This window comes from Salmonella sp. WC3, assembly GCF_042932255.1.
GTDB classification, from domain to species: Bacteria; Pseudomonadota; Gammaproteobacteria; order Enterobacterales; family Enterobacteriaceae; genus Salmonella; species Salmonella enterica.
In genome coordinates this window covers 2,283,584-2,304,234 of the sequence record NZ_CP170629.1, presented here as the reverse complement: position 1 = coordinate 2,304,234, position 20,651 = coordinate 2,283,584, and the positions used below count along the sequence as shown (strand labels likewise).

General features: G+C 49.8%; 19 protein-coding genes, 1 pseudogene and 1 other annotated feature. Of the genes and pseudogenes, 4 read left to right on the top strand and 16 right to left on the bottom strand.

Annotation, left to right across the window (positions count from 1 at the left end):
• Positions 1–68: 68 nt before the first annotated feature.
• Positions 69–2,447 carry a phosphoenolpyruvate synthase gene (gene ppsA, locus ACFK9X_RS11055; protein ID WP_000069340.1) on the bottom strand — a complete coding sequence of 793 codons (2,379 nt, stop codon included), beginning with the start codon at positions 2,445–2,447 and terminating at the stop codon, positions 69–71.
• A gap of 336 nt (positions 2,448–2,783) precedes the next feature.
• Between ppsA and ppsR the strand changes: the two genes are divergently transcribed.
• The 3 genes from ppsR to hemP all read left to right on the top strand — a co-directional run bounded on the left by ppsR (position 2,784) and on the right by hemP (position 5,167).
• Positions 2,784–3,617 carry a posphoenolpyruvate synthetase regulatory kinase/phosphorylase PpsR gene (ppsR, locus tag ACFK9X_RS11050; RefSeq protein ID WP_000370992.1) on the top strand — a complete coding sequence of 278 codons (834 nt, stop codon included), beginning with the start codon at positions 2,784–2,786 and terminating at the stop codon, positions 3,615–3,617.
• Between the two features lie 155 nt (positions 3,618–3,772).
• On the top strand, positions 3,773–4,819 hold the full coding sequence (gene aroH, locus ACFK9X_RS11045) for a 3-deoxy-7-phosphoheptulonate synthase AroH (protein ID WP_151116422.1): 1,047 nt from the start codon (positions 3,773–3,775) through the stop codon (positions 4,817–4,819).
• A gap of 156 nt (positions 4,820–4,975) precedes the next feature.
• Positions 4,976–5,167: a hemin uptake protein HemP gene (hemP, locus tag ACFK9X_RS11040; protein WP_000089115.1), complete on the top strand. Its 192-nt coding sequence runs from the start codon at positions 4,976–4,978 to the stop codon at positions 5,165–5,167.
• A 34-nt stretch (positions 5,168–5,201) separates the two neighbouring features.
• Here the strand turns inward: hemP and selO are convergent, their stop codons facing one another.
• From selO to thrS, 14 genes are all read right to left on the bottom strand, one after another.
• Positions 5,202–6,644 (bottom strand): protein adenylyltransferase SelO, encoded by a 1,443-nt coding sequence (gene selO, locus ACFK9X_RS11035; RefSeq protein WP_151116420.1) that lies wholly within the window; start codon positions 6,642–6,644, stop codon positions 5,202–5,204.
• 61 nt (positions 6,645–6,705) lie between these two features.
• Complete coding sequence (gene ydiV / locus ACFK9X_RS11030) at positions 6,706–7,419, bottom strand: anti-FlhDC factor YdiV (RefSeq protein ID WP_151116418.1); 714 nt, start codon at positions 7,417–7,419, stop codon at positions 6,706–6,708.
• Positions 7,420–7,732: 313 nt separating this feature from the next.
• Entirely contained in the window at positions 7,733–8,197 is a 465-nt protein-coding gene (locus ACFK9X_RS11025) for a C40 family peptidase (RefSeq protein ID WP_001213256.1), read from the bottom strand.
• A 76-nt stretch (positions 8,198–8,273) separates the two neighbouring features.
• Positions 8,274–9,023 (bottom strand): vitamin B12 ABC transporter ATP-binding protein BtuD, encoded by a 750-nt coding sequence (btuD, locus tag ACFK9X_RS11020; RefSeq protein ID WP_000080607.1) that lies wholly within the window; start codon positions 9,021–9,023, stop codon positions 8,274–8,276.
• Positions 9,023–9,574, bottom strand: a complete 552-nt coding sequence (locus tag ACFK9X_RS11015; protein WP_001181565.1) for a glutathione peroxidase — start codon at positions 9,572–9,574, stop codon at positions 9,023–9,025. Before ACFK9X_RS11015 ends, btuD begins: the two co-directional genes overlap by 1 nt.
• Positions 9,575–9,665: 91 nt before the next feature.
• Positions 9,666–10,646, bottom strand: a complete 981-nt coding sequence (gene btuC / locus ACFK9X_RS11010) for a vitamin B12 ABC transporter permease BtuC (RefSeq protein WP_151116416.1) — start codon at positions 10,644–10,646, stop codon at positions 9,666–9,668.
• Positions 10,647–10,848: 202 nt separating this feature from the next.
• Positions 10,849–11,148: an integration host factor subunit alpha gene (ihfA, locus tag ACFK9X_RS11005; protein ID WP_001229266.1), complete on the bottom strand. Its 300-nt coding sequence runs from the start codon at positions 11,146–11,148 to the stop codon at positions 10,849–10,851.
• Positions 11,149–11,152: 4 nt separating this feature from the next.
• A complete protein-coding gene (gene pheT / locus ACFK9X_RS11000) occupies positions 11,153–13,540 on the bottom strand; it encodes a phenylalanine--tRNA ligase subunit beta (RefSeq protein ID WP_000672408.1) in 2,388 nt (795 codons plus the stop codon).
• 15 nt (positions 13,541–13,555) lie between these two features.
• Positions 13,556–14,539 (bottom strand): phenylalanine--tRNA ligase subunit alpha, encoded by a 984-nt coding sequence (pheS, locus tag ACFK9X_RS10995; RefSeq protein ID WP_151116414.1) that lies wholly within the window; start codon positions 14,537–14,539, stop codon positions 13,556–13,558.
• A 62-nt stretch (positions 14,540–14,601) separates the two neighbouring features.
• Positions 14,602–14,725 (bottom strand) — a sequence feature (Phe leader region).
• Positions 14,676–14,720 carry a pheST operon leader peptide PheM gene (pheM, locus tag ACFK9X_RS10990; protein WP_001386830.1) on the bottom strand — a complete coding sequence of 15 codons (45 nt, stop codon included), beginning with the start codon at positions 14,718–14,720 and terminating at the stop codon, positions 14,676–14,678. It overlaps the preceding feature by 45 nt.
• Before the next feature lie 115 nt (positions 14,726–14,840).
• Complete coding sequence (gene rplT / locus ACFK9X_RS10985; RefSeq protein WP_000124850.1) at positions 14,841–15,197, bottom strand: 50S ribosomal protein L20; 357 nt, start codon at positions 15,195–15,197, stop codon at positions 14,841–14,843.
• A gap of 50 nt (positions 15,198–15,247) precedes the next feature.
• Entirely contained in the window at positions 15,248–15,445 is a 198-nt protein-coding gene (gene rpmI / locus ACFK9X_RS10980; protein WP_001124225.1) for a 50S ribosomal protein L35, read from the bottom strand.
• A gap of 95 nt (positions 15,446–15,540) precedes the next feature.
• Complete coding sequence (gene infC / locus ACFK9X_RS10975; RefSeq protein WP_001574431.1) at positions 15,541–16,083, bottom strand: translation initiation factor IF-3; 543 nt, start codon at positions 16,081–16,083, stop codon at positions 15,541–15,543.
• Positions 16,084–16,086: 3 nt separating this feature from the next.
• Positions 16,087–18,015 (bottom strand): threonine--tRNA ligase, encoded by a 1,929-nt coding sequence (gene thrS / locus ACFK9X_RS10970; protein WP_151116412.1) that lies wholly within the window; start codon positions 18,013–18,015, stop codon positions 16,087–16,089.
• 890 nt (positions 18,016–18,905) lie between these two features.
• Here thrS and ACFK9X_RS10965 point away from each other — a divergent pair.
• Positions 18,906–20,129, top strand: coding sequence for an O-antigen polymerase (locus tag ACFK9X_RS10965; RefSeq protein ID WP_023226934.1), 1,224 nt, complete (start codon positions 18,906–18,908; stop codon positions 20,127–20,129).
• A 306-nt stretch (positions 20,130–20,435) separates the two neighbouring features.
• Here ACFK9X_RS10965 and ACFK9X_RS10960 read toward each other — a convergent pair.
• Positions 20,436–20,641, bottom strand: a pseudogene (locus ACFK9X_RS10960) (hypothetical protein).
• Between the last annotated feature and the right edge of the window lie 10 nt (positions 20,642–20,651).

The window sequence follows — 20,651 nt, the reverse complement described above, 5'->3', positions numbered from 1 at the left end:
GCCCTATCCGGCCTACACAACATGTTTCTTGTGCAGGCCGGATAAGCATAGCGTTATCTGGTCGCGGTTTACTTCTTCAGTTCCGCCAGACTCAGCCAGGTCTGAACCACGGTATCCGGGTTCAGCGACAGGCTGTCGATCCCCTCTTCCATCAGCCAGGCGGCAAAGTCTTCATGGTCGGACGGACCCTGACCGCAAATTCCAACATATTTGCCCTGTTTTTTCGCCGCGCGGATCGCCATCGACAGCAGCGCTTTCACCGCGTCGTTACGCTCGTCAAACAGTTCAGACACCACGCCGGAATCGCGATCCAGCCCCAGCGCCAGCTGCGTCATGTCGTTAGAACCAATCGAGAAGCCATCAAAATACTCGAGGAACTGTTCAGCCAGCAAGGCATTGGACGGGATCTCGCACATCATGATGATCTTCAGCCCGTTCTCGCCGCGTTTAAGCCCCTGGCGCGCCAGCTCTTCGATGACCGCTTTCGCCTGGTCGACCGTCCGCACGAACGGGATCATGATTTCGACGTTGGTAAGGCCCATATCGTTGCGCACGCGTTTCACCGCTTCGCATTCCAGCGCAAAACAATCGCGGAAACTTTCTGCGACGTAACGACCCGCGCCGCGGAAGCCCAGCATCGGGTTTTCTTCATGCGGCTCATAACGTTCGCCGCCGACCAGGTTGGCGTATTCGTTGGACTTAAAGTCAGACAGGCGAACGATGACGCGTTTCGGGTAGAAGGCGGCGCCTAACGTCGCGATCCCTTCCGTCAGTCGACCAACGTAAAATTCACGCGGCGAGTCAAACCCTTTCATCATCTCACGAATGTCGTTTTGCAGCGCGGCATCCTGGTCGTCAAACTCCAGCAGCGCGCGCGGGTGAACGCCAATCATACGGTTAATGATGAATTCCAGTCGCGCCAGACCTACGCCTTCATTCGGCAGGCAGGCAAAGTCAAATGCCCTGTCCGGGTTGCCGACGTTCATCATGACCTTCAGCGGTAGCTCTGGCATGGTATCTACGCTGGAGCTTTTTACGCTGAAATCCAGCATGTCGGCATACACATAACCGGTATCACCTTCCGCACAGGAGACGGTTACTTTTTCGCCATCTTTCATGCGTTCGGTGGCGTCGCCGCAGCCGACTACCGCCGGAATGCCCAATTCGCGGGCGATAATCGCCGCGTGACAGGTGCGCCCGCCACGGTTAGTGACAATCGCCGCCGCTTTTTTCATGATCGGTTCCCAGTCCGGGTCGGTCATATCGGTGACAAGCACATCGCCAGGCTCAATACGGTTCATTTCGCCGATATCGTGAATAACTTTTACCGTACCTGCGCCGATACGATGACCAATGGCGCGACCTTCGGCAATGATTTTCCCCTGCGCATGTAGCGTATAACGCTCCATCACCTGGCCACGGGAGCGCACGGTTTCCGGACGTGCCTGCACAATAAAGAGCTTACCGGTATGACCGTCTTTCGCCCATTCGATATCCATCGGACGACCATAGTGCTGCTCAATCTGCACCGCTTGTTTCGCCAGTTCCTGCACTTCTTCGTTGGTGAGCGAGAAAATGTCGCGCTGTTCCTGCGGCACATCTTCAATCTTCACTTGCTTGCCGTGCTCCTGGGTGGCGGCGTAAACCATGCGGATTTTTTTCGACCCCATGGTGCGGCGTACGATGGCCGGACGGCCTGCCGCCAGGGTTGGCTTATGGACATAAAATTCATCCGGGTTAACCGCGCCCTGCACCACCATTTCACCCAGTCCCCATGCCGAGGTGATAAAGACCACCTGGTCAAAGCCGGATTCGGTATCGATAGAGAACATCACCCCTGACGAGGCGAGATCGGAGCGAACCATTCGCTGCACGCCAGCGGAAAGCGCTACGCCGCGATGATCATATCCCTGGTGAACGCGATAAGAGATGGCGCGATCGTTAAACAGAGAAGCAAATACGTGTTTCACTGCCACCAGCACCGCGTCGAAGCCCTGAACGTTAAGAAACGTTTCCTGTTGACCCGCAAACGAAGCATCTGGCATATCTTCCGCCGTGGCGGAGGAACGCACGGCAAAAGAGGCATTTTCATCATCCGACGAAAGCTGCGCATAGGCATCGCGGATGGCGTTTTCCAGCTCCGGCTGGAAAGGAGTGTCGATAATCCACTGGCGGATCTGCGCGCCCGCTTTCGCCAGCTGGGAGACATCATCAATATCTGTCTTATCCAGCAGCTCATAAATGCGCTGGTTTACGCCGCTTTGATCCAAAAACTGGTTAAACGCATCGGCAGTGGTTGCAAAACCATTCGGAACGGATACGCCCATGCCGGAAAGGTTAGTAATCATTTCACCCAGGGAGGCATTTTTGCCCCCAACTCTGTCTACATCATTCATGCCGAGTTGGTTATACCAAAGCACCAGCGGTGACGAGCCATTGTTGGACATCGAACAATCCTTTTGTGATAAATGAACGAGTTTAAGAAACACATAGTTGCGTATTTATCCTGGCATACTTAAACCCGCGAAAAAAACGGTGAATCGTTCAAGCAAATTTATTTTTTCATTTTTTCAGATTGTTTACGTAGTTGCGCAAACCCGCGCATAGCACGGCATTCCCTTAATCACCCCCGGTATAAACTGCGTTTCCAGGAAATGAAACACACTTTTCATTAATTATAAAAAGTGCCTGTCATTTTATAAAATAAGCGACAAGTTATAAGTTTCCCGTTACTTTTAATTTATGCTTTCAGATAATTATGTTTACTCTTCAGGATGAACAGAATGGATAATGTTGTTGATCGCCATGTTTTCTATATTTCTGATGGTACCGCCATCACCGCCGAGGTCCTGGGTCACGCGGTTATGTCGCAGTTTCCGGTGACGATCAGCAGCATCACGCTGCCATTCGTGGAAAACGAAAGTCGCGCCCGCGCCGTCAAAGACCAAATTGACGCCATTTATCAGCAAACCGGCGTTCGCCCGCTGGTGTTTTACTCGATTGTTTTACCTGAAATTCGCGCCATCATCTTACAGAGCGAAGGTTTCTGCCAGGATATCGTCCAGGCGCTGGTGGCGCCGCTTCAGCAGGAGATGAAACTGGATCCGACGCCGATCGCTCATCGTACTCATGGGCTTAATCCGGGTAACCTGAACAAGTATGACGCGCGTATTGCCGCTATCGATTATACCCTGGCGCATGATGATGGCATTTCATTGCGCAACCTCGATCAGGCCCAGGTCATTTTACTTGGCGTTTCGCGCTGTGGAAAAACGCCCACCAGCCTCTATCTGGCAATGCAATTCGGTATTCGTGCGGCTAACTACCCTTTCATCGCCGATGATATGGATAATTTGACGCTGCCCACATCGTTAAAACCGCTACAACATAAACTGTTCGGCCTGACAATTGACCCTGAACGCCTGGCGGCTATTCGCGAAGAACGCCGTGAAAACAGTCGCTATGCCTCGTTGCGTCAGTGCCGCATGGAAGTGGCAGAGGTCGAAGCGCTGTATCGTAAAAATCAGATCCCCTGCCTGAACAGCACCAATTATTCCGTTGAAGAGATAGCCACCAAGATTCTCGATATTATGGGGCTTAACCGCAGGATGTACTAGCAAACTAGTTTAATGGATTGGTTTTTGTTATCATGCCGTTCTGCCTGCGAGGTGTGACACGCCTCGCACTTGAAATCAGCAGGGATTGGTTTATCGTGATGCCCATCACTTCCCGGTAGTCCTGCCGTTGAAGCAACAAATTTCTGAGACTTGTAATGAACAGAACCGACGAACTCCGTACTGCGCGTATCGACAGCCTGGTAACACCGACCGAACTCGCGCAGCGGTATCCTGTATCGTCCTCCGTCGCCAGTCATGTTACCGACTCCCGACGCCGGATAGAAAAGATTTTAAATGGTGAAGATCCACGGCTACTGGTCGTCATTGGCCCCTGTTCGATTCACGATCTGAATGCTGCCATGGAATACGCGACGCAGCTCCAGGCACAACGCCAAAAGCATCAGGCGCGTCTGGAAATCGTCATGCGCACCTATTTTGAAAAACCGCGCACCGTTGTGGGATGGAAAGGCCTGATTTCCGATCCTGACTTGAATGGAAGTTACCGCGTCAATTATGGGCTTGAACTGGCGCGTCGCTTGCTATTGCAGGTGAACGAACTGGGAGTACCGACCGCCACAGAATTTCTTGATATGGTCACTGGCCAGTTTATTGCCGATCTGATCAGTTGGGGAGCGATTGGCGCGCGTACCACCGAAAGCCAAATCCATCGGGAAATGGCTTCTGCGCTCTCTTGTCCGGTCGGCTTTAAAAATGGTACGGATGGCAATACTCGCATTGCCGTTGACGCTATTCGCGCCTCCCGCGCCAGCCATATGTTTCTCTCGCCGGATAAAGACGGACAGATGACCATCTACCAGACGAGTGGCAACCCGTATGGGCACATCATCATGCGCGGCGGTAAAAAACCGAACTACCACGCTGAAGATATTGCCGCCGCCTGCGATACGTTGCATGAATTTGATCTGCCGGAACATCTGGTCGTCGACTTCAGCCACGGCAACTGTCAAAAACAGCATCGCCGACAGCTGGAGGTATGTGATGATATTTGCCAGCAGATTCGTAATGGCTCCACGGCAATTGCCGGGATTATGACCGAGAGTTTTTTACGGGAAGGCACGCAAAAAATTATCAGCGGTCAACCATTAATCTATAGTCAGTCCATTACCGATCCCTGCCTGAACTGGGAAGATACGGAAGTTTTGTTGGAAAAACTTGCCGCAGCGGTAGACAGCCGCTTTTAATAGCTCGCCCATCCTGCCGGGATGGGCGTTTCTTCGATGCGTTACCCGCCCTTTTCTCTCCCCGCGCGTATATCACTCCACAGAATTAGCACTTGCTGTTATCGCATTAATTATTGATAATAATAATCATTGTGAGTTTGATTATTAATAAATAACATGTCGCGTATGGATAACACCGAGCTGCCTCACCCTAAGGAAATAGACAATGAAACGCTTCTCCCTGCCGCTGAACGGCGCGTCAACAGTCAGGCGCTATTAGGTCCGGACGGCAAAGTCATTATCGATCACAACGGTCAGGAGTATCTGTTGCGTAAAACTCAGGCTGGTAAGCTACTGTTAACCAAATAACGCTCCGCCAGCAGACGATGCTGCTGGCGTCAGGCTAACTTGAACAACTGACCTCCAGCCGCTTTCCCCACTCCGGCGGTCGGCTGGCATAGTCATCATCTCGATCGGTAAAAGGTTGACGTAAAACTTCATGTAACCGATGCAGTTCCGCCATGTCTCCTTGTTCAGCCGCATCTATCGCGCGTTGCGCCAGCCAGTTGCGCAACACAACCGCAGGATTCACGCGTTGCATCTGCTGCTGGTGCAGCGCGTCATCCACCGCCTCTGTGCGCAATCGCGCCCGGTAGCGATCGAACCAGGCATCGAACGCCGCGCGATCGATAAACGTATCCCGCAACGGCGAGGAAGCGCTCTGTTGCTCCGTATGGCTTAACATCCGAAATGTACGGGTATAGTCACTTCCTTCGCGCGCCATCAGACTAAACAATTCATTCAGTAAAGCGTTATCGTCTTTTTGCTCGGTAAAGAAACCCAGCTTCTGGCGCATTCGCTGCCCATAGTGCGTTAACAACGCGTCCTGGTAACGATCCAGCGCTCTGTTTAACGCGTCGATCTCAATAAAAGGGGTTAACGTCTGCGCCAGACGTTGTAAATTCCACAGCGCCACCGACGGTTGATTATCGAAGCGGTAACGTCCCTGATGATCGGAATGGTTACCAATGAAGCCGGGATCGTAGTCATCGAGAAAACCAAAGGGACCATAGTCGATGGTCAGCCCCAGAATCGACATGTTATCCGTATTCATAACGCCGTGCGCAAAACCGACGGTTTGCCACTCGGCGATGAGTCTTCCGGTACGCGCCGCCACCTCTTCAAACCACAAAGCATATTTTTCCGGGACATCCTGCCATTGCGGCCAGTAATGACGAATAGCGAAATCAGCCAGTTGCTGAACTTTTTCCGGCTCACGGCGGTAGTAGAAATGTTCGAAATGACCAAAACGCATATGACTTTGCGCCAGACGCATTAACATCGCGCCCGTTTCCTGCGTCTCTCGCTGAACCGGCGTATCGCTGGCTACGATAGATAACGCGCGCGTAGTGGGAATACCCAGATAATGCATGGCTTCGCTGGCAAGGCTTTCTCGTATGGTTGAACGCAGGACGGCGCGTCCATCCCCCATTCGCGAATAGGGTGTTAATCCGGCGCCTTTCAGATGCCAGTCGAGGGTCGAGCCATCCGCCAGGAGCTGTTCGCCCAGCAAAATACCGCGTCCGTCGCCGAGTTGTCCCGCCCAGACGCCGAACTGATGCCCGCTATATACCTGCGCGACAGGCGACATACCGGGTAATAAGGTTTCGCCGCCCCAAACGCCAGCGCCATTGGTAGCGTCAAATAACGACGCGGGAATGGCTAACTGCTGCGCCAGTTTGTCGTTATACCAAATCAGTCGCGCATTTTTTAACGGTGTGGGTAAAAGCGCGGTATACGTTGCTGGCAGTTCATCGCGCCAACGGGCAGTAAAAGACAGGGTCATAGGGCCTCCTGTCTTCAGTGTAGACGGTTAATCACCGGTTAAACACCGGCAAACAGAAAGGTTATCGCTGAACGAGTTTAATGAGCTGGCTTACCGGCACCGGAGGCCATAGTCCGCCCTGGAATGCGCTAAATCCCAATGGCGCTGCGCGCGAAAACATCGCCTCATTATCAATACCGGCAATCATCAGCGACTCGCAGCTGGAGGAGATCTGGGCAACAATAGCGTGCATGAATGGTTCGAATGAGATCATTTCAGCTCGCTGCTGAATAAAATTTTTATCCAACATGACTCGTTTGAAAAGCCCATCGAAAATAGCTTTAGTCGACGCCTCGCCTGCCCCAAAATTTGCCAGCATTAATGGGAAATGCATTGCCAGATTAGCTAACGTTTCATTGTTTTTGCCCTGGTTTAACCCAGGATAATTCTCATTTATAGCTAATTCAAGAAACGGAAAGCGCGCTGCCCGGGAAAAAAGTTCGCTATCTAATAATAATAAGACACTAATTGCAGGCGGTAAATTAAGCCATGCAATAAGTTTATGCTGAATAAAAAAGTGCTGACAGGTTTCTAACAACGCCAGTTTTTCAACAAACAGACAGTATTGTTCCTCCACCGAAAGGCGAGGCGCTACCAACTCAGTCGGCATCCGCACGGCGCCGTCTTCAGCGGCAAACGTTGCAATAATCTCTAAACCAACAAGCCGAGCGTTTTCATCCATGACGGGAAGGAAAAAGAGTTCGGAATGGTAAAGCTCATCAAGTGAAGCAATCATTACGCCAGTCCCATGGTTAGGGCGCTATTCGCCATCCAGTCACTACGGACGGAAACAGACGTAACTTCAGATACTAATTGAAGCGTCATCATTTTTCTTGTTTACCGGTGAACCGGTTCCTTTTTTTAACTTACTCTGATTATAAACCAATATTCAATCTTGTACTTTTAACAGGGCGTGAACACGCCCGTTTTTAATAAAAGTACGTTTGTAAATGCTACGGTTATATCATTATATATGATGACAACAGATGTCATAAGTTCAACCGGCGATATGTTAAAAATAGACTATAAAATTTATATCGTCTGCGGGGTTAAATTCGCCGTGCCTGCCAGAAGTTTTTTCGCCAGTACACATTATCCAGCGATGAACGCATCACGCCACGACTGGTAGAGGCATGAATAAACTCATTATTTGTATCGTAAATACCAACATGTAAACCACTTTCGCCCGAACCGGTTTTAAAGAAAACCAAATCTCCGGGCAGCAATTCATCTTTATCGATTCTGGTGCCGATTTTTGATTGTTCACGCGTATCACGAGGCAACTGCAAATCAAACTTGTCGCGCATAGTGACTACCACAAAGCCGGAACAGTCCACGCCTCTGCGACTCATGCCGCCGTAACGGTATGGCGTACCACGCCAGGACTGCAACTGATCGTTCAGACCCGCAATGACGGTAATGGAGTCTGATAATCTGGCGTTTGGCGCCGGTGCCCGATGAGTACTGCATCCTGCCAGGAACAATGCTGTGATAACAAGAAGCCAAAAACGCATGCCGCAACAATCCTCTGTTTTTATTTTGGTATTAATTTAGCGTCGAAATTACCTGCTTTTCAAGAAACGATTTTACTTAAGTGGCCGAAATGAGCATTGGATGCCCCTCGACGTCGAGTCGTCGAAAGCGCAAACCGTAGGCTTGCGCCAGATAAGAGGGGGTGAGCACCTCTTCCCGGCGGCCGCAGGCAATGAGTTTACCGCGCTTTAGTAACCAGGCTTTATGCGCATGGCGCAGCGTGTGGTTCAGATCGTGGCTACTCATCACAATCGCAATTCCTGCCTGACATAAATGATGTAATACCCGATCCAGAGCGTTTTGTTGCGCAACATCGAGACTGTTCATCGGCTCATCAAGCAGCAATAATTGACCGACCGGATTAGCGTCGGGATGAATTTGTAGTACAACGGCAGCAAGGCGAACACGCTGCCACTCGCCACCGGAAAGCTGATTCACGCTTCGCCCCAGTTTGTCGCCCAATCCAAGCATATCGGCCACCTCGTTAAGCTGCCCGGTTCGCGTTTTATCAGGTTGATGCAATGTCAGGTAATGCCAGACCGGCATGGCGAACGGCGGATTTTGCTGTTGCGCAAGATAAGCGCGGTGTTGGGCAAGCGTTGCCGTCGCCCATGCCTCCAGCGGCGCTCCGCCAAACCTGATACTCCCCTCGCCGGAGGTTAACCCCGCCATACGCGCCAGTAGCGTGCTTTTCCCGGCACCGTTCGGCCCGACAAGATGAAGGATCTCTCCTGCGCTTACTTCGCCGGAAAGCGGCCCCAGGCGGGTGCTCTCGGCGACGTCCTTTAATTGCATCAATTGAGACATTATTTTGCCAACGCGATTTTTATGCTTTCCATCACAATAGGATCTTCAGGCGTCATATCCGGCGAAAAACGCTGTACCACCTGACCATCCCGGCCTACCAAAAATTTTTCAAAATTCCACAGAATATCATCCGGATAGAGTGGCGTACGCCCTTTGCTTACCATCCGTTCGTAAAAGCCGCTCTTCTCCGGCGCGACTGCCGTTGGCGCAGCGGCTATCAGTTTTTGATACAGCGGATGGCGCGCGTCGCCATTCACATCAATTTTACTGAACATCGGGAACGTGACGCCCCAGGTGCTGGCACAATAGGTTTTAATCTCCTCTTCGCTGCCTGGCTCCTGCCCCATAAACTGGTTGCAGGGAAAACCCAACACGACAAACCCCTGATCTGCCCACGCCTTCTGGATATTTTCCAACTGTTCATATTGCGGCGTCAGGCCACATCTGGAGGCGACGTTTACAATGAGCAGCACTTTTCCGGCGTATTTTTCAAGTGTAGTGACCTCTCCATCAATCGTCGTAACGTGAGTATTAAGAAGCGAGTTTTGCATGGTGTCTCCCTGATGTCGGTAGAATAGCGGGTTTCATCGTTAGCCTTTAATCATAGACTGCGAATGATGAAAGCAGTTGTTTACCGATGCGCTAACGCGCGGATTTGAGTAGCAGCCAGATAAACACTGGTGCCCCCAATGTGGCGGTGACCACCCCGATAGGCAGTTCAGCCGACGCCAGCGCCAGTCGGGCGACCACATCAGCCAATAGCAGGGCGATAGCCCCGGCCAGCGCGCAGCCGGGAAGTAAAACCCGGTGATCGGTTAAACCACATAAGCTCAGGATGTGCGGAATAACCAGACCGATAAAACCAATCGCCCCCGCCATCGCCACGCTGACGCCCACCATCCAGCCGGTGGCGATGACCAACAAATTGCGCCAGAACCACAGCGGCAGGCCAAGCTGCCGCGCCGAGGTTTCCCCTAGCGCCAGCATATTCAGCGGTTGCGACTGGCAACATATCCAGATCAGTACCGGGATGAGCGCAATCATTAGCCAGCTCTGCTGCCAGTCAACGCCGCCGAATCCTCCCATCATCCAGTACATTAATTGCCGCAGATCGAAAGAGGTGGAAAAATAGATAGCCCACGTCATCAGCGCGCTACAGATAATGCCCAGCGCGACGCCCGCCAACAACAAGCGGCTGGTAGAAAGATGGCGACGCGCAAAACGCAGCAGAATTAACGTAATAATGAGCGCGCCGGCTATAGCGCACAGTCCCAGCGCCCATCCTGGCAGTTGCCCCTGCCCCAGTAAGACGGCGGCAATAAGCCCAACACCGGCCCCATTCGAAACGCCGAGCAGACCCGGTTCAGCAAGTGGGTTTTCAAACAGCGCCTGCATCACAGCGCCAGATAGCGCCAGCGCAGCGCCAACCAGCAATACCGCAAGCGTGCGGGGAAGGCGAATTTGCCAGACAAACAGTTCCCCCCGGGCGCTTAACCAGTCACCGGGGGCAATCCACTGTTCGCCTGCGCATAAGCTCAGAAGTGTAGCCAGTAGCACCAGCAGTGACAGGCTCAGAAGCCAGCGAACGTTTCGTCGCTGTTGTTGGCGGGCAAAAGTCAGCATGTTATCCATTCAGCTGAAAAGAGGTAGCGTGATTTTACGGTGGGTATCCTTTACTTGAAAGAAAAAAGGCCGCAATGCGGCCTTTTTAGTTATACGGGTCATCTTTCAGGCTGACAGATACGCTGTCATCCCGCTGCTCTACTTTCGGGATGGCAGCGTATCTGCCGCAATACACCCTGATGGATGTTATGCCTGGATCTGATTACTCTTCTTTGGGCGAAGCGTTTTCGACCCGGCTCTTTAACTTCTGCCCGGGTCTGAAGGTCACCACGCGCCGTGCTGTAATAGGAATATCTTCACCCGTTTTCGGGTTACGCCCCGGACGTTGATTTTTATCACGCAGATCGAAGTTACCAAAACCAGAGAGTTTCACCTGCTCACCGTTTTCCAGAGCACGACGGATCTCTTCGAAAAACAGTTCAACCAGTTCTTTGGCATCCCGCTTGCTAAGCCCAAGCTTATCAAACAGATATTCTGACATTTCAGCTTTTGTAAGCGCCATAGGTTCAATCCCTCAATGATGCCTGGAATCGCTCTTTTAATGCCTCTACACATTTGGCGACGGTAGCGGCAATCTCCTCTTCTTCGAGTGTACGGTTGGTATCCTGAAGGATCAGGCTGATAGCGAGGCTCTTATAACCCTCCGCAACACCCTTACCGCGGTACACGTCAAATAAGTTTACGCCAACTACCTGATTTACGCCAACTTTCTTACATTCGGATAAAATATCCGCTGCGGGAACGTTTTCTGCAACAACAACCGCAATATCGCGACGGTTAGCCGGGAAGCGTGAAATCTCCCGCGCCTGCGGCACGATACGGTCTGCGAGCTTATTCCATTCCAGTTCAAACACCAGCGTACGACCATTCAGATCCAGTTTACGTTCCAGTTCAGGGTGAACAACCCCAATAAAACCAATACGTTCATCTTTCAGATAAATCGCCGCAGACTGTCCCGGATGCAGAGCCGGATTCATCTCCGCCTTAAACTGGATATCACCCAGTTTGCCGGTTAAATCCAATACTGCTTCCAGATCGCCTTTCAAATCATAGAAATCAACGGTCTCTTTTGCCAGGTTCCAGTGCTCATCATAGCGGTTACCGCAAATCACGCCAGCCAGCATCAGATCCTGTCGAATACCCAGATTGGCTTGTGTATCCGGAACGAAACGTAAACCGGTTTCAAAAATACGCACGCGATTCTGCTGACGGTTTTGGTTATAGACCACCGTCGCCAACAATCCGCTCCACAGCGACAGACGCATCGCCGACATCTCAACGGAGATAGGGTTCGGCAGCAGCAGCGCTTCTGCGCCTGGATGGATGAGCTGTTGTACTTTAGGATCGACAAAGCTATAGGTAATCACTTCCTGATAGCCTTTGTCGTTCAGCATGGTTTTAACCCGCTTCAACGACAGATCGGCTTCACGATGCGTTCCCATGATTAAACCGGCCTGGATTGGCTCGTCCGGAATATTGTTATAGCCGTAAACGCGGGCCACCTCTTCCACCAGATCTTCTTCAATCTCCATATCGAAACGCCAGGTCGGCGCCACGGCTTTCCACTCGTCCTGCCCTTCGGTCACTTCACAGCCCAGACGACGCAGAATATCACTGACCTGCTCATCCGCAATATGATGCCCGATCAGGCGATCCAGTTTACTGCGACGCAGCGTAATGGTGGCGCGTTTCGGCAACGTTGCTTCGTTGCTCACATCAATTATCGGACCCGCATCACCGCCACAGATATCAAGAAGCAGACGAGTAGCGCGCTCTATCGCTTTATATTGCAGCGCCGGGTCCACCCCGCGCTCGTAGCGGTGAGACGCATCGGTATGCAGACCGTGGCGACGAGCGCGACCGGTGATAGACAGCGGATTAAAGTACGCACACTCCAGCAGCACATTTTGCGTTTCGCCGTTCACGCCGGAATGTTCGCCACCAAAAATACCGGCTATCCCCAGCGCCTTATGGTGATCGGCGATCACCAGCGTATCCGCATTTAACGTCGCTTCGCTACCGTCCAGCAGGACGACGGTTTCACCCTCTTTTGCCATCCGCACGACAATACCGCCATCAATGCGATCTTTATCGAAAGCATGCATTGGCTGACCCAGTTCGAGCAGCACATAGTTCGTGACGTCAACCACCGCATCGATGGAGCGAATACCGCAGCGACGCAGTTTCTCTTTCATCCACAGCGGCGTCGGCGCGTTAACATTGATGCCTTTTACCACCCTACCAAGATAGCGAGGACACGCATCAGCGGCCTCTACCGTAATCGGCAGCGTATCGCTGATGGTTGCCGTAACCGGCACCATTTCAGGCTCCTGGAGCGGCGCTTTGTTCAGTACCGCCACATCACGCGCAACGCCGATGATACCTAAGCAATCCGCACGGTTCGGCGTGACGCTAATTTCGATGGTATTGTCGTCGAGCTTCAGGTATTCACGGATATCGGTACCCAGCGGCGCATCCGCCGGCAGTTCGATAATTCCGCTGTGATCGTCGGAAATCCCCAGTTCGGAGAAGGAGCACAGCATTCCTTCAGACGGTTCGCCACGCAGTTTCGCCGCTTTAATTTTGAAATCGCCCGGCAGAATAGCGCCAATGGTGGCCACCGCTACTTTCAACCCCTGACGACAGTTTGGCGCGCCGCAGACGATATCCAACAGGCGTTCTCCGCCGACGTTGACTTTCGTTACACGCAATTTGTCAGCGTTCGGATGCTGGGCGCACTCAACCACTTCCCCAACCACAACGCCATTGAAGCTTCCCGCGACCGGCTCAACGCCGTCTACTTCCAGGCCAGCCATCGTAATCTGGTTAGCCAACGCATCGCTATCAATTGCCGGGTTAACCCACTCGCGTAACCACAGTTCGCTGAATTTCATTGTTTTATCCTGCCTTTATTTAAACTGTTTAAGGAAACGCAGATCGTTTTCGAAGAATGAACGCAGGTCGGTGACGCCGTAACGCAACATGGTCAGACGTTCCATCCCCATACCAAAAGCGAAGCCAGAATAGATTTCCGGATCGATACCGACATTACGCAGCACATTCGGATGCACCATCCCGCAGCCCAGCACCTCCAGCCATTTACCGTTTTTACCCATCACATCCACTTCCGCAGAAGGTTCGGTAAACGGAAAATAAGAAGGACGGAAGCGAATCTGCAGATCCTCCTCAAAGAAATTACGCAGGAAGTCGTGCAGCGTACCTTTGAGGTTGGTGAAGCTGATGTTGGTATCAACAATCAGACCTTCCATCTGATGGAACATCGGAGTATGCGTCTGGTCGTAGTCATTACGGTATACACGGCCCGGCGCAATAATACGGATCGGCGGTTGCTGCGCTTTCATCGTCCGGATCTGGACGCCAGACGTCTGGGTCCGCAGCAAACGGGTCGCGTCAAACCAGAAGGTATCATGATCGGCGCGGGCCGGGTGATGACCCGGAATGTTTAACGCATCGAAGTTATGGTAGTCATCTTCGATTTCCGGGCCAGTCGCCACGGTAAAACCAAGCTCGCCGAAGAAACTTTCAATACGGTCAATGGTACGCGTGACCGGATGCAGACCGCCGTTCTCAATACGGCGCCCCGGCAGGGAGATATCGATGGTTTCAGCGGCCAGACGGGCGTTAAGCGCTGCGCTTTCCAGCTCGACTTTACGCGCGTTAAGCGCCTGTTGTACCTGCTCTTTCGCGGCGTTAATGACTGCCCCGGCTGCCGGACGCTCTTCCGGCGGCAGATCGCGTAGGGTCGTCATCTGAAGGGTTAAATGCCCTTTCTTGCCCAAATATTCGACGCGTACATTGTCTAACGCGGCAACATCTGACGCCTGGTTAATGGCGGCCGCTGCATTGGCAACCAGCTCTGCGAGATGTGACATGGTTTTCCTCATTGTGTCGGTGAAGACACCGGTTCATTGGACGTAATCTCTCGATTTCAGATACAAAAAAAGCCTCCATCAGGAGGCTTTTTTGCGCTGTTTTTCGTTTCGTTTTTCACGCGCTAGCCTCCTGGAATCAGGTGCTAAAGTAAAAAAAGAAACGGAAAATAGCAGCGTTCATGCTTGCGTTACCTTATGTGGTAAAACCAGATATCCTTTATTGAAAAGGGTTACAGGTCAATTGTCAACTCACTGAACAGTAAATAAAAGAGAGGGAGCCAGGCTCCCTCTTTTCACTGGCTTATGCCAGAGCTGCTTTCGCTTTTTCAACCAGCGCGGTGAACGCGACTTTGTCGAATACGGCGATATCAGCCAGGATCTTACGGTCGATTTCAACAGAGGCTTTTTTCAGGCCGTTGATGAATTTGCTGTAAGAAATACCGTTCTGACGTGCTGCTGCGTTGATACGCGCAATCCACAGTTGACGGAACTGACGCTTACGTTGACGACGGTCACGGTAAGCATACTGACCAGCTTTGATAACTGCCTGGAAGGCAACGCGGTATACGCGAGAACGCGCACCGTAGTAGCCTTTGGCTTGTTTCAAAATTTTCTTGTGACGTGCGCGTGCAATTACACCACGTTTTACGCGAGCCATATGTGCTCTCCTGTATCTATTCTAATTAAAAAGTTAAAAACGTTAACGGCTTATGCGTACGGCAGGCACGCGATAACCAGGCCCAGATCGCCTTTAGAAACCATGGCTTTCGGACGCAGGTGACGTTTACGTTTAGTCGCTTTTTTGGTCAGAATGTGACGCAGGTTAGCGTGCTTGTGCTTAAAACCACCTTTACCGGTTTTTTTGAAGCGCTTAGCAGCTCCGCGTACGGTCTTAATTTTTGGCATTTTAATAACTTCCACTTCGCATTGTTAATAAACGAAACATAGGCGAACAAAACCTGTGAAGCCCGAAGGCTTCACAGAATTGTTACTTGAAGGCCTTACTGTTTCTTCTTAGGAGCAAGCACCATGATCATCTGACGGCCTTCGATCTTCGTTGGGAAGGATTCGACCACTGCCAGTTCTTGCAAATCGTCTTTCACGCGATTAAGCACTTCCATACCGATTTGCTGGTGGGCCATTTCACGACCGCGGAAACGCAGCGTGATTTTGGCCTTATCGCCCTCTTCGAGAAAGCGAATCAGGCTGCGGAGTTTTACCTGATAGTCGCCTTCATCTGTCCCAGGACGGAATTTAATTTCCTTCACCTGGATAACTTTTTGCTTTTTCTTCTGTTCCTTAGAAGACTTACTCTTTTCATAGAGGAATTTGCCGTAATCCATTATACGACAAACCGGCGGCTCGGCGTTAGGGCTGATTTCGACTAAGTCTACTCCGGCTTCTTCAGCTTTTTCCAGAGCTTCTCTCAGACTCACAATACCAAGCTGCTCGCCTTCCAGACCTGTTAAGCGAACTTCTTGCGCGCGAATTTCGCTATTAATACGATTCGGACGCGCCGTTTGAACTCGTTTTCCGCCTTTAATACTTTATTCCTCCAGTTGTTGAAGACTGCGGCTGCGAATCTCTTGTTGCAGCTTCTCAATCACGTCATTTACGTCCAGACTGCCCAGGTCTTTACCGCGGCGGGTGCGAACGGCAACTTTGCCTGCTTCCACCTCTTTATCACCACAGACCAACATATAAGGGACACGACGTAAAGTGTGCTCGCGGATTTTAAAGCCAATCTTCTCATTTCTCAAGTCTGCTTTTACACGAATGCCCGCATTTTGTAGTTTCTGCGTCAATTCGTTAACGTATTCAGACTGCGAATCGGTAATATTCATCACGACTACCTGAACAGGCGCGAGCCATGTCGGGAAGAAACCAGCGAACTCTTCGGTCAGGATACCGATGAAGCGTTCCATCGATCCAAGAATCGCACGGTGAATCATTACCGGCACCTTACGCTCGTTGTCTTCGCCTACATAGGAGGCGCTCAAACGAGACGGTAAGGAGAAGTCCAGCTGTACTGTACCGCACTGCCATGCACGATCGAGGCAGTCATATAAGGTAAATTCAATTTTCGGACCGTAGAATGCGCCTTCACCCAGTTGATACTCAAACGGGATATTATTTTCTTCCAGCGCAACCGCCAGATCCGCCTCAGCACGATCCCACATCTCATCGCTGCCGATACGCTTATCAGGACGAGTGGAAAGCTTGACGACGATCTTCTCGAAGCCAAAGGTGCTGTACATATCGTAGACCATACGAATACAAGCGTTAACTTCATCGCGGATCTGCTCTTCGGTGCAGAAGATATGCGCATCATCCTGCGTAAAGCCGCGTACGCGCATCAGACCATGCAGCGCGCCTGATGGCTCGTTACGGTGGCAGCTACCGAATTCCGCCATACGCAGCGGCAAATCACGATAGGATTTCAGACCCTGGTTAAAGATCTGAACGTGGCCCGGGCAGTTCATCGGCTTGATGCAATATTCGCGGTTTTCTGAAGATGTGGTGAACATCGCATCTTTATAGTTGTCCCAGTGCCCGGTTTTTTCCCACAGCACACGGTCCATCATGAACGGGCCTTTAACTTCTTGATACTGGTACTCTTTGAGTTTAGAACGAACAAAGACCTCCAGCTCGCGGAAGATAGTCCAGCCGTCGTTATGCCAGAACACCATGCCCGGCGCTTCTTCCTGCATATGATACAGGTCGAGCTGCTTACCAATTTTACGGTGGTCGCGTTTTGCGGCCTCTTCCAGGCGCTGCAGATAAGCGTTCAGGGCTTTTTTATCTGCCCATGCCGTACCGTAAATACGCTGCAACATCTTATTATTGCTGTCACCGCGCCAGTATGCGCCGGCAGTTTTCATCAGTTTAAAGTTATGGCAGAAACGCATATTCGGCACGTGCGGACCACGACACATGTCGACATATTCTTCATGATGGTACAAGCCTGGCTTATCATCATGGGCGATATTTTCATCAAGAATAGCGACTTTGTAAGTCTCGCCGCGCTTCACGAAGGTTTCGCGCGCGTCATGCCAGCTCACCTTTTTCTTGATAACGTCGTAATTTTTCTCGGCGAGCTCATGCATCCGCTTTTCGAGCGCTTCGACATCTTCCTGAGTTAGCGTGCGGTCAAGATCAACGTCATAGTAAAAACCGTTGTCGACAACCGGGCCGATCGCCATTTTCGTGTGCGGCCAAAGTTGCTTGATTGCGTGACCTAACAGATGCGCGCAAGAGTGACGAATGATCTCCAGACCCTCTTCATCTTTTGCGGTGATGATGGCAAGCGTCGCATCATTTTCAATCAGATCGGAAGCATCAACCAGCTCGCCATTCACACGGCCCGCAATGGTGGCTTTCGCCAGGCCAGGACCAATGTCCAGAGCAACATCCATCGGGCTTACAGGGTGGTCATAATGGCGTTGGCTGCCATCAGGAAGAGTAATAACAGGCATGTTATATCCTTATTTGCAGTGGTGACCCATACGCAAGATCACATACAAAGAGAAAATGAATTTATTGACAGTGAGTTGTGTATCCATCTAGCCAACCATTGCTAAATTGGCGCACAACCTTCGACACAGACGAAAATCGCTATCTTCGTCCGGCATGACGATGGTAACACTAAAAAAAGGGAGATTGCATCTTTCTGTTCTACAGAACCTGAATCCCAACACACTACCCGGCACGCGTATCGTTAATGATGTACATGGTCACTCTGAGTCTCGGCTTACTGCCACCGTATGAGGCATTCACATCAGATAGCTTTTCACGACGACAGCTATCTATATTCTCCAGATGGGGACCTGGCAGCATGCAATAACGCACAATACGAAACCCACTTTCCAAAGCACATACCAGCAAAGAGCCATTACATGCTGCTATGAAGCTTCTATAACTAGCAACGTCTCACTTATGATGCCGTACTTGTAATTCGTCTGTGTTGCTTGAAGTATGTCGCGGCACGATGTGAGATGAATTACTCGTCGAGTGATAGCTCTTTCTCTGTATAGTCTTTTACAGGACTCGGGAAACTCATGATGAACCTTCGAATGCCACTGTATATAAACACAGTAACAATCATGCGTAATTATCAAAAGCATTTACATTGCTTGATGTTTTTGCTGCAAACGCTTGATAGCTTCATGCTATCGGAGGCGCAGTAGATAGAAGTGTTAATGAGTGTTAATATGTCAATAACACGGTTTGATATCGGGAAGATAGTGATGAGTAATGATTATAGACTACCAGATTCAGAATATCTTGCCAGAAGATTTTCCGTACCACACCTTGTTTGCCTGATGGCAATATTATTAATACTAAGCATTTTTTCTAAAGGCTCTATATGCTTATAATTTCATACATTGTATTATGCTTATTATTTATAGTTTATCTCTATACTCTTTCCGTAAGAATTGAGGGGAAAATAATAAATGTAATGGTCCCATACCTGATAATAACAGTGCCTACACTGTACGTGTTTGAAGGTATATTTGTATACCTCTCAGAGGTGCGGAAGTATACAGTGGAATATTTGTTTTTCTATACTTGCTATATAACATACATAGCATCATTTGTTATTTCTTATCTTTACACACAAAGAAAATCAATATACAATAAATCGAACACAAAAAATAAACCAAGGTATGTGTTTACTTCATTGTTATTCACCTTCCTTGCTTTTATCATTTACCTTCCAGTGTTGATGGAGTTCAGAGAGTACATACTTAACCCAAGAAGAATATACGAATTAACCAGAACAGGGTATGGTATATACTTCTATCCTTCATTAATGTTTTCTCTTGTCGCTTCTATTTGCGCGTTCTTTACATACAAAAAATCAAAGTTATTTTGCATTTCCATAGTTTTATTTAACTGTATACTTATTTTCTTGCATGGTAACAAAGGACCAATATTTAGTATATTTATAGCATTCATCCTTTACCTTTCATATATTGAAAATAAAAAAATTAAATTTATGTTCCTGGTGAAATCGTTTGCTGTTATAGCAGTCATTGTAACGGCATTCTTTGCATATACGTTTACTGATGGGAATCCGATAGAAAATATGGCGAATTACTCGGATTATACCCGTAATGCTGTTCTTGTTGCTTCCTCAAACTTTGACTTTATGTACGGAAAATTACTAATGGAGAGCGAGGTTTACTCGAGGATTCCGAGGGCTATTTGGCCTGATAAGCCTGAAGATTTTGGCGCATTGTATCTGGCAAAAGTATTTTTCCCTGATGCATTCTACAGAAATCAGGGCGCTCCTGCTTTCGGGTATGGTGAACTATACGCAGATTTCGGGCTTTTTACACCAGTTTGGTTAGTTATATCTGGAGTATTTAAAGGCGCCCTGGCTAAGTATTTCTCCAATAAAACTCAGGAAACAAAGTCAGCGCATTATTTCATAATGTTCCTATTTTGCATTGGAATAAGTGTGATTCCTGTTAGCATGGGATGGTTGTTCCCTGAGCATTTGATGATTGCCTTTATGGTATACATTGCATCTTCCTTTGTTTTTTCAGCGCATATAAGATTCGTTTTACTAAGAAGCGATAAATAAGTTATACGGCGGCAATGCCGCCGTTTTATTTAGTTTTGGAGAGTAAATCCTGTTGGGTTTGCTGAACAGCATTACCAACGTAAATTACTTTTGATGCATTCATGATAGTGCTTGAGTTTCCTAATAATGATTTATGAATAGCCCCTCAATTATGTATTTCTCGCCGCCGGTTATTATTAGTCCTGCCGCTACTCCGCCCTAATCCACATCTACTCATATGCGGATCATCCCGAGATTATCACCGTAATATAATCTACCATTGATACCAATAAACTCTGTGTTATGAATGACAGCTCCCTGCTTAAGCTAGATTAGGTACACACATCTTACGGCGCGAAAGGGAACAATATGAAACGGTATGAAACATATATATCCGCTATTACCAGTAATGACGCGGAACTGGTGAAACAGGTTTAAACGAACGTGAATGGATGTGAATGAAGGATAGTACTTATACGCAAGATCACATACAAAGAGAAAATGAATTTATTGACAGTGAGTTGTGTATCCATCTAGCCAACC

Coding starts and splice junctions, on each gene's coding strand:
- aroH (WP_151116422.1), top strand. CDS start 3,773: ATGAACAGAACCGACGAACTCCGTACTGCGCGTATCGACAGCCTGGTA.
- rpmI (WP_001124225.1), bottom strand. CDS start 15,445: ATGCCAAAAATTAAGACCGTACGCGGAGCTGCTAAGCGCTTCAAAAAA.
- ydiV (WP_151116418.1), bottom strand. CDS start 7,419: ATGATTGCTTCACTTGATGAGCTTTACCATTCCGAACTCTTTTTCCTT.
- btuD (WP_000080607.1), bottom strand. CDS start 9,023: ATGTCTCAATTGATGCAATTAAAGGACGTCGCCGAGAGCACCCGCCTG.
- hemP (WP_000089115.1), top strand. CDS start 4,976: ATGTCGCGTATGGATAACACCGAGCTGCCTCACCCTAAGGAAATAGAC.
- ACFK9X_RS11025 (WP_001213256.1), bottom strand. CDS start 8,197: ATGCGTTTTTGGCTTCTTGTTATCACAGCATTGTTCCTGGCAGGATGC.
- pheS (WP_151116414.1), bottom strand. CDS start 14,539: ATGTCACATCTCGCAGAGCTGGTTGCCAATGCAGCGGCCGCCATTAAC.
- btuC (WP_151116416.1), bottom strand. CDS start 10,646: ATGCTGACTTTTGCCCGCCAACAACAGCGACGAAACGTTCGCTGGCTT.
- ACFK9X_RS11015 (WP_001181565.1), bottom strand. CDS start 9,574: ATGCAAAACTCGCTTCTTAATACTCACGTTACGACGATTGATGGAGAG.
- thrS (WP_151116412.1), bottom strand. CDS start 18,015: ATGCCTGTTATTACTCTTCCTGATGGCAGCCAACGCCATTATGACCAC.
- ihfA (WP_001229266.1), bottom strand. CDS start 11,148: ATGGCGCTTACAAAAGCTGAAATGTCAGAATATCTGTTTGATAAGCTT.
- rplT (WP_000124850.1), bottom strand. CDS start 15,197: ATGGCTCGCGTAAAACGTGGTGTAATTGCACGCGCACGTCACAAGAAA.
- ACFK9X_RS10965 (WP_023226934.1), top strand. CDS start 18,906: ATGCTTATAATTTCATACATTGTATTATGCTTATTATTTATAGTTTAT.
- ppsR (WP_000370992.1), top strand. CDS start 2,784: ATGGATAATGTTGTTGATCGCCATGTTTTCTATATTTCTGATGGTACC.
- pheT (WP_000672408.1), bottom strand. CDS start 13,540: ATGAAATTCAGCGAACTGTGGTTACGCGAGTGGGTTAACCCGGCAATT.
- selO (WP_151116420.1), bottom strand. CDS start 6,644: ATGACCCTGTCTTTTACTGCCCGTTGGCGCGATGAACTGCCAGCAACG.
- ppsA (WP_000069340.1), bottom strand. CDS start 2,447: ATGTCCAACAATGGCTCGTCACCGCTGGTGCTTTGGTATAACCAACTC.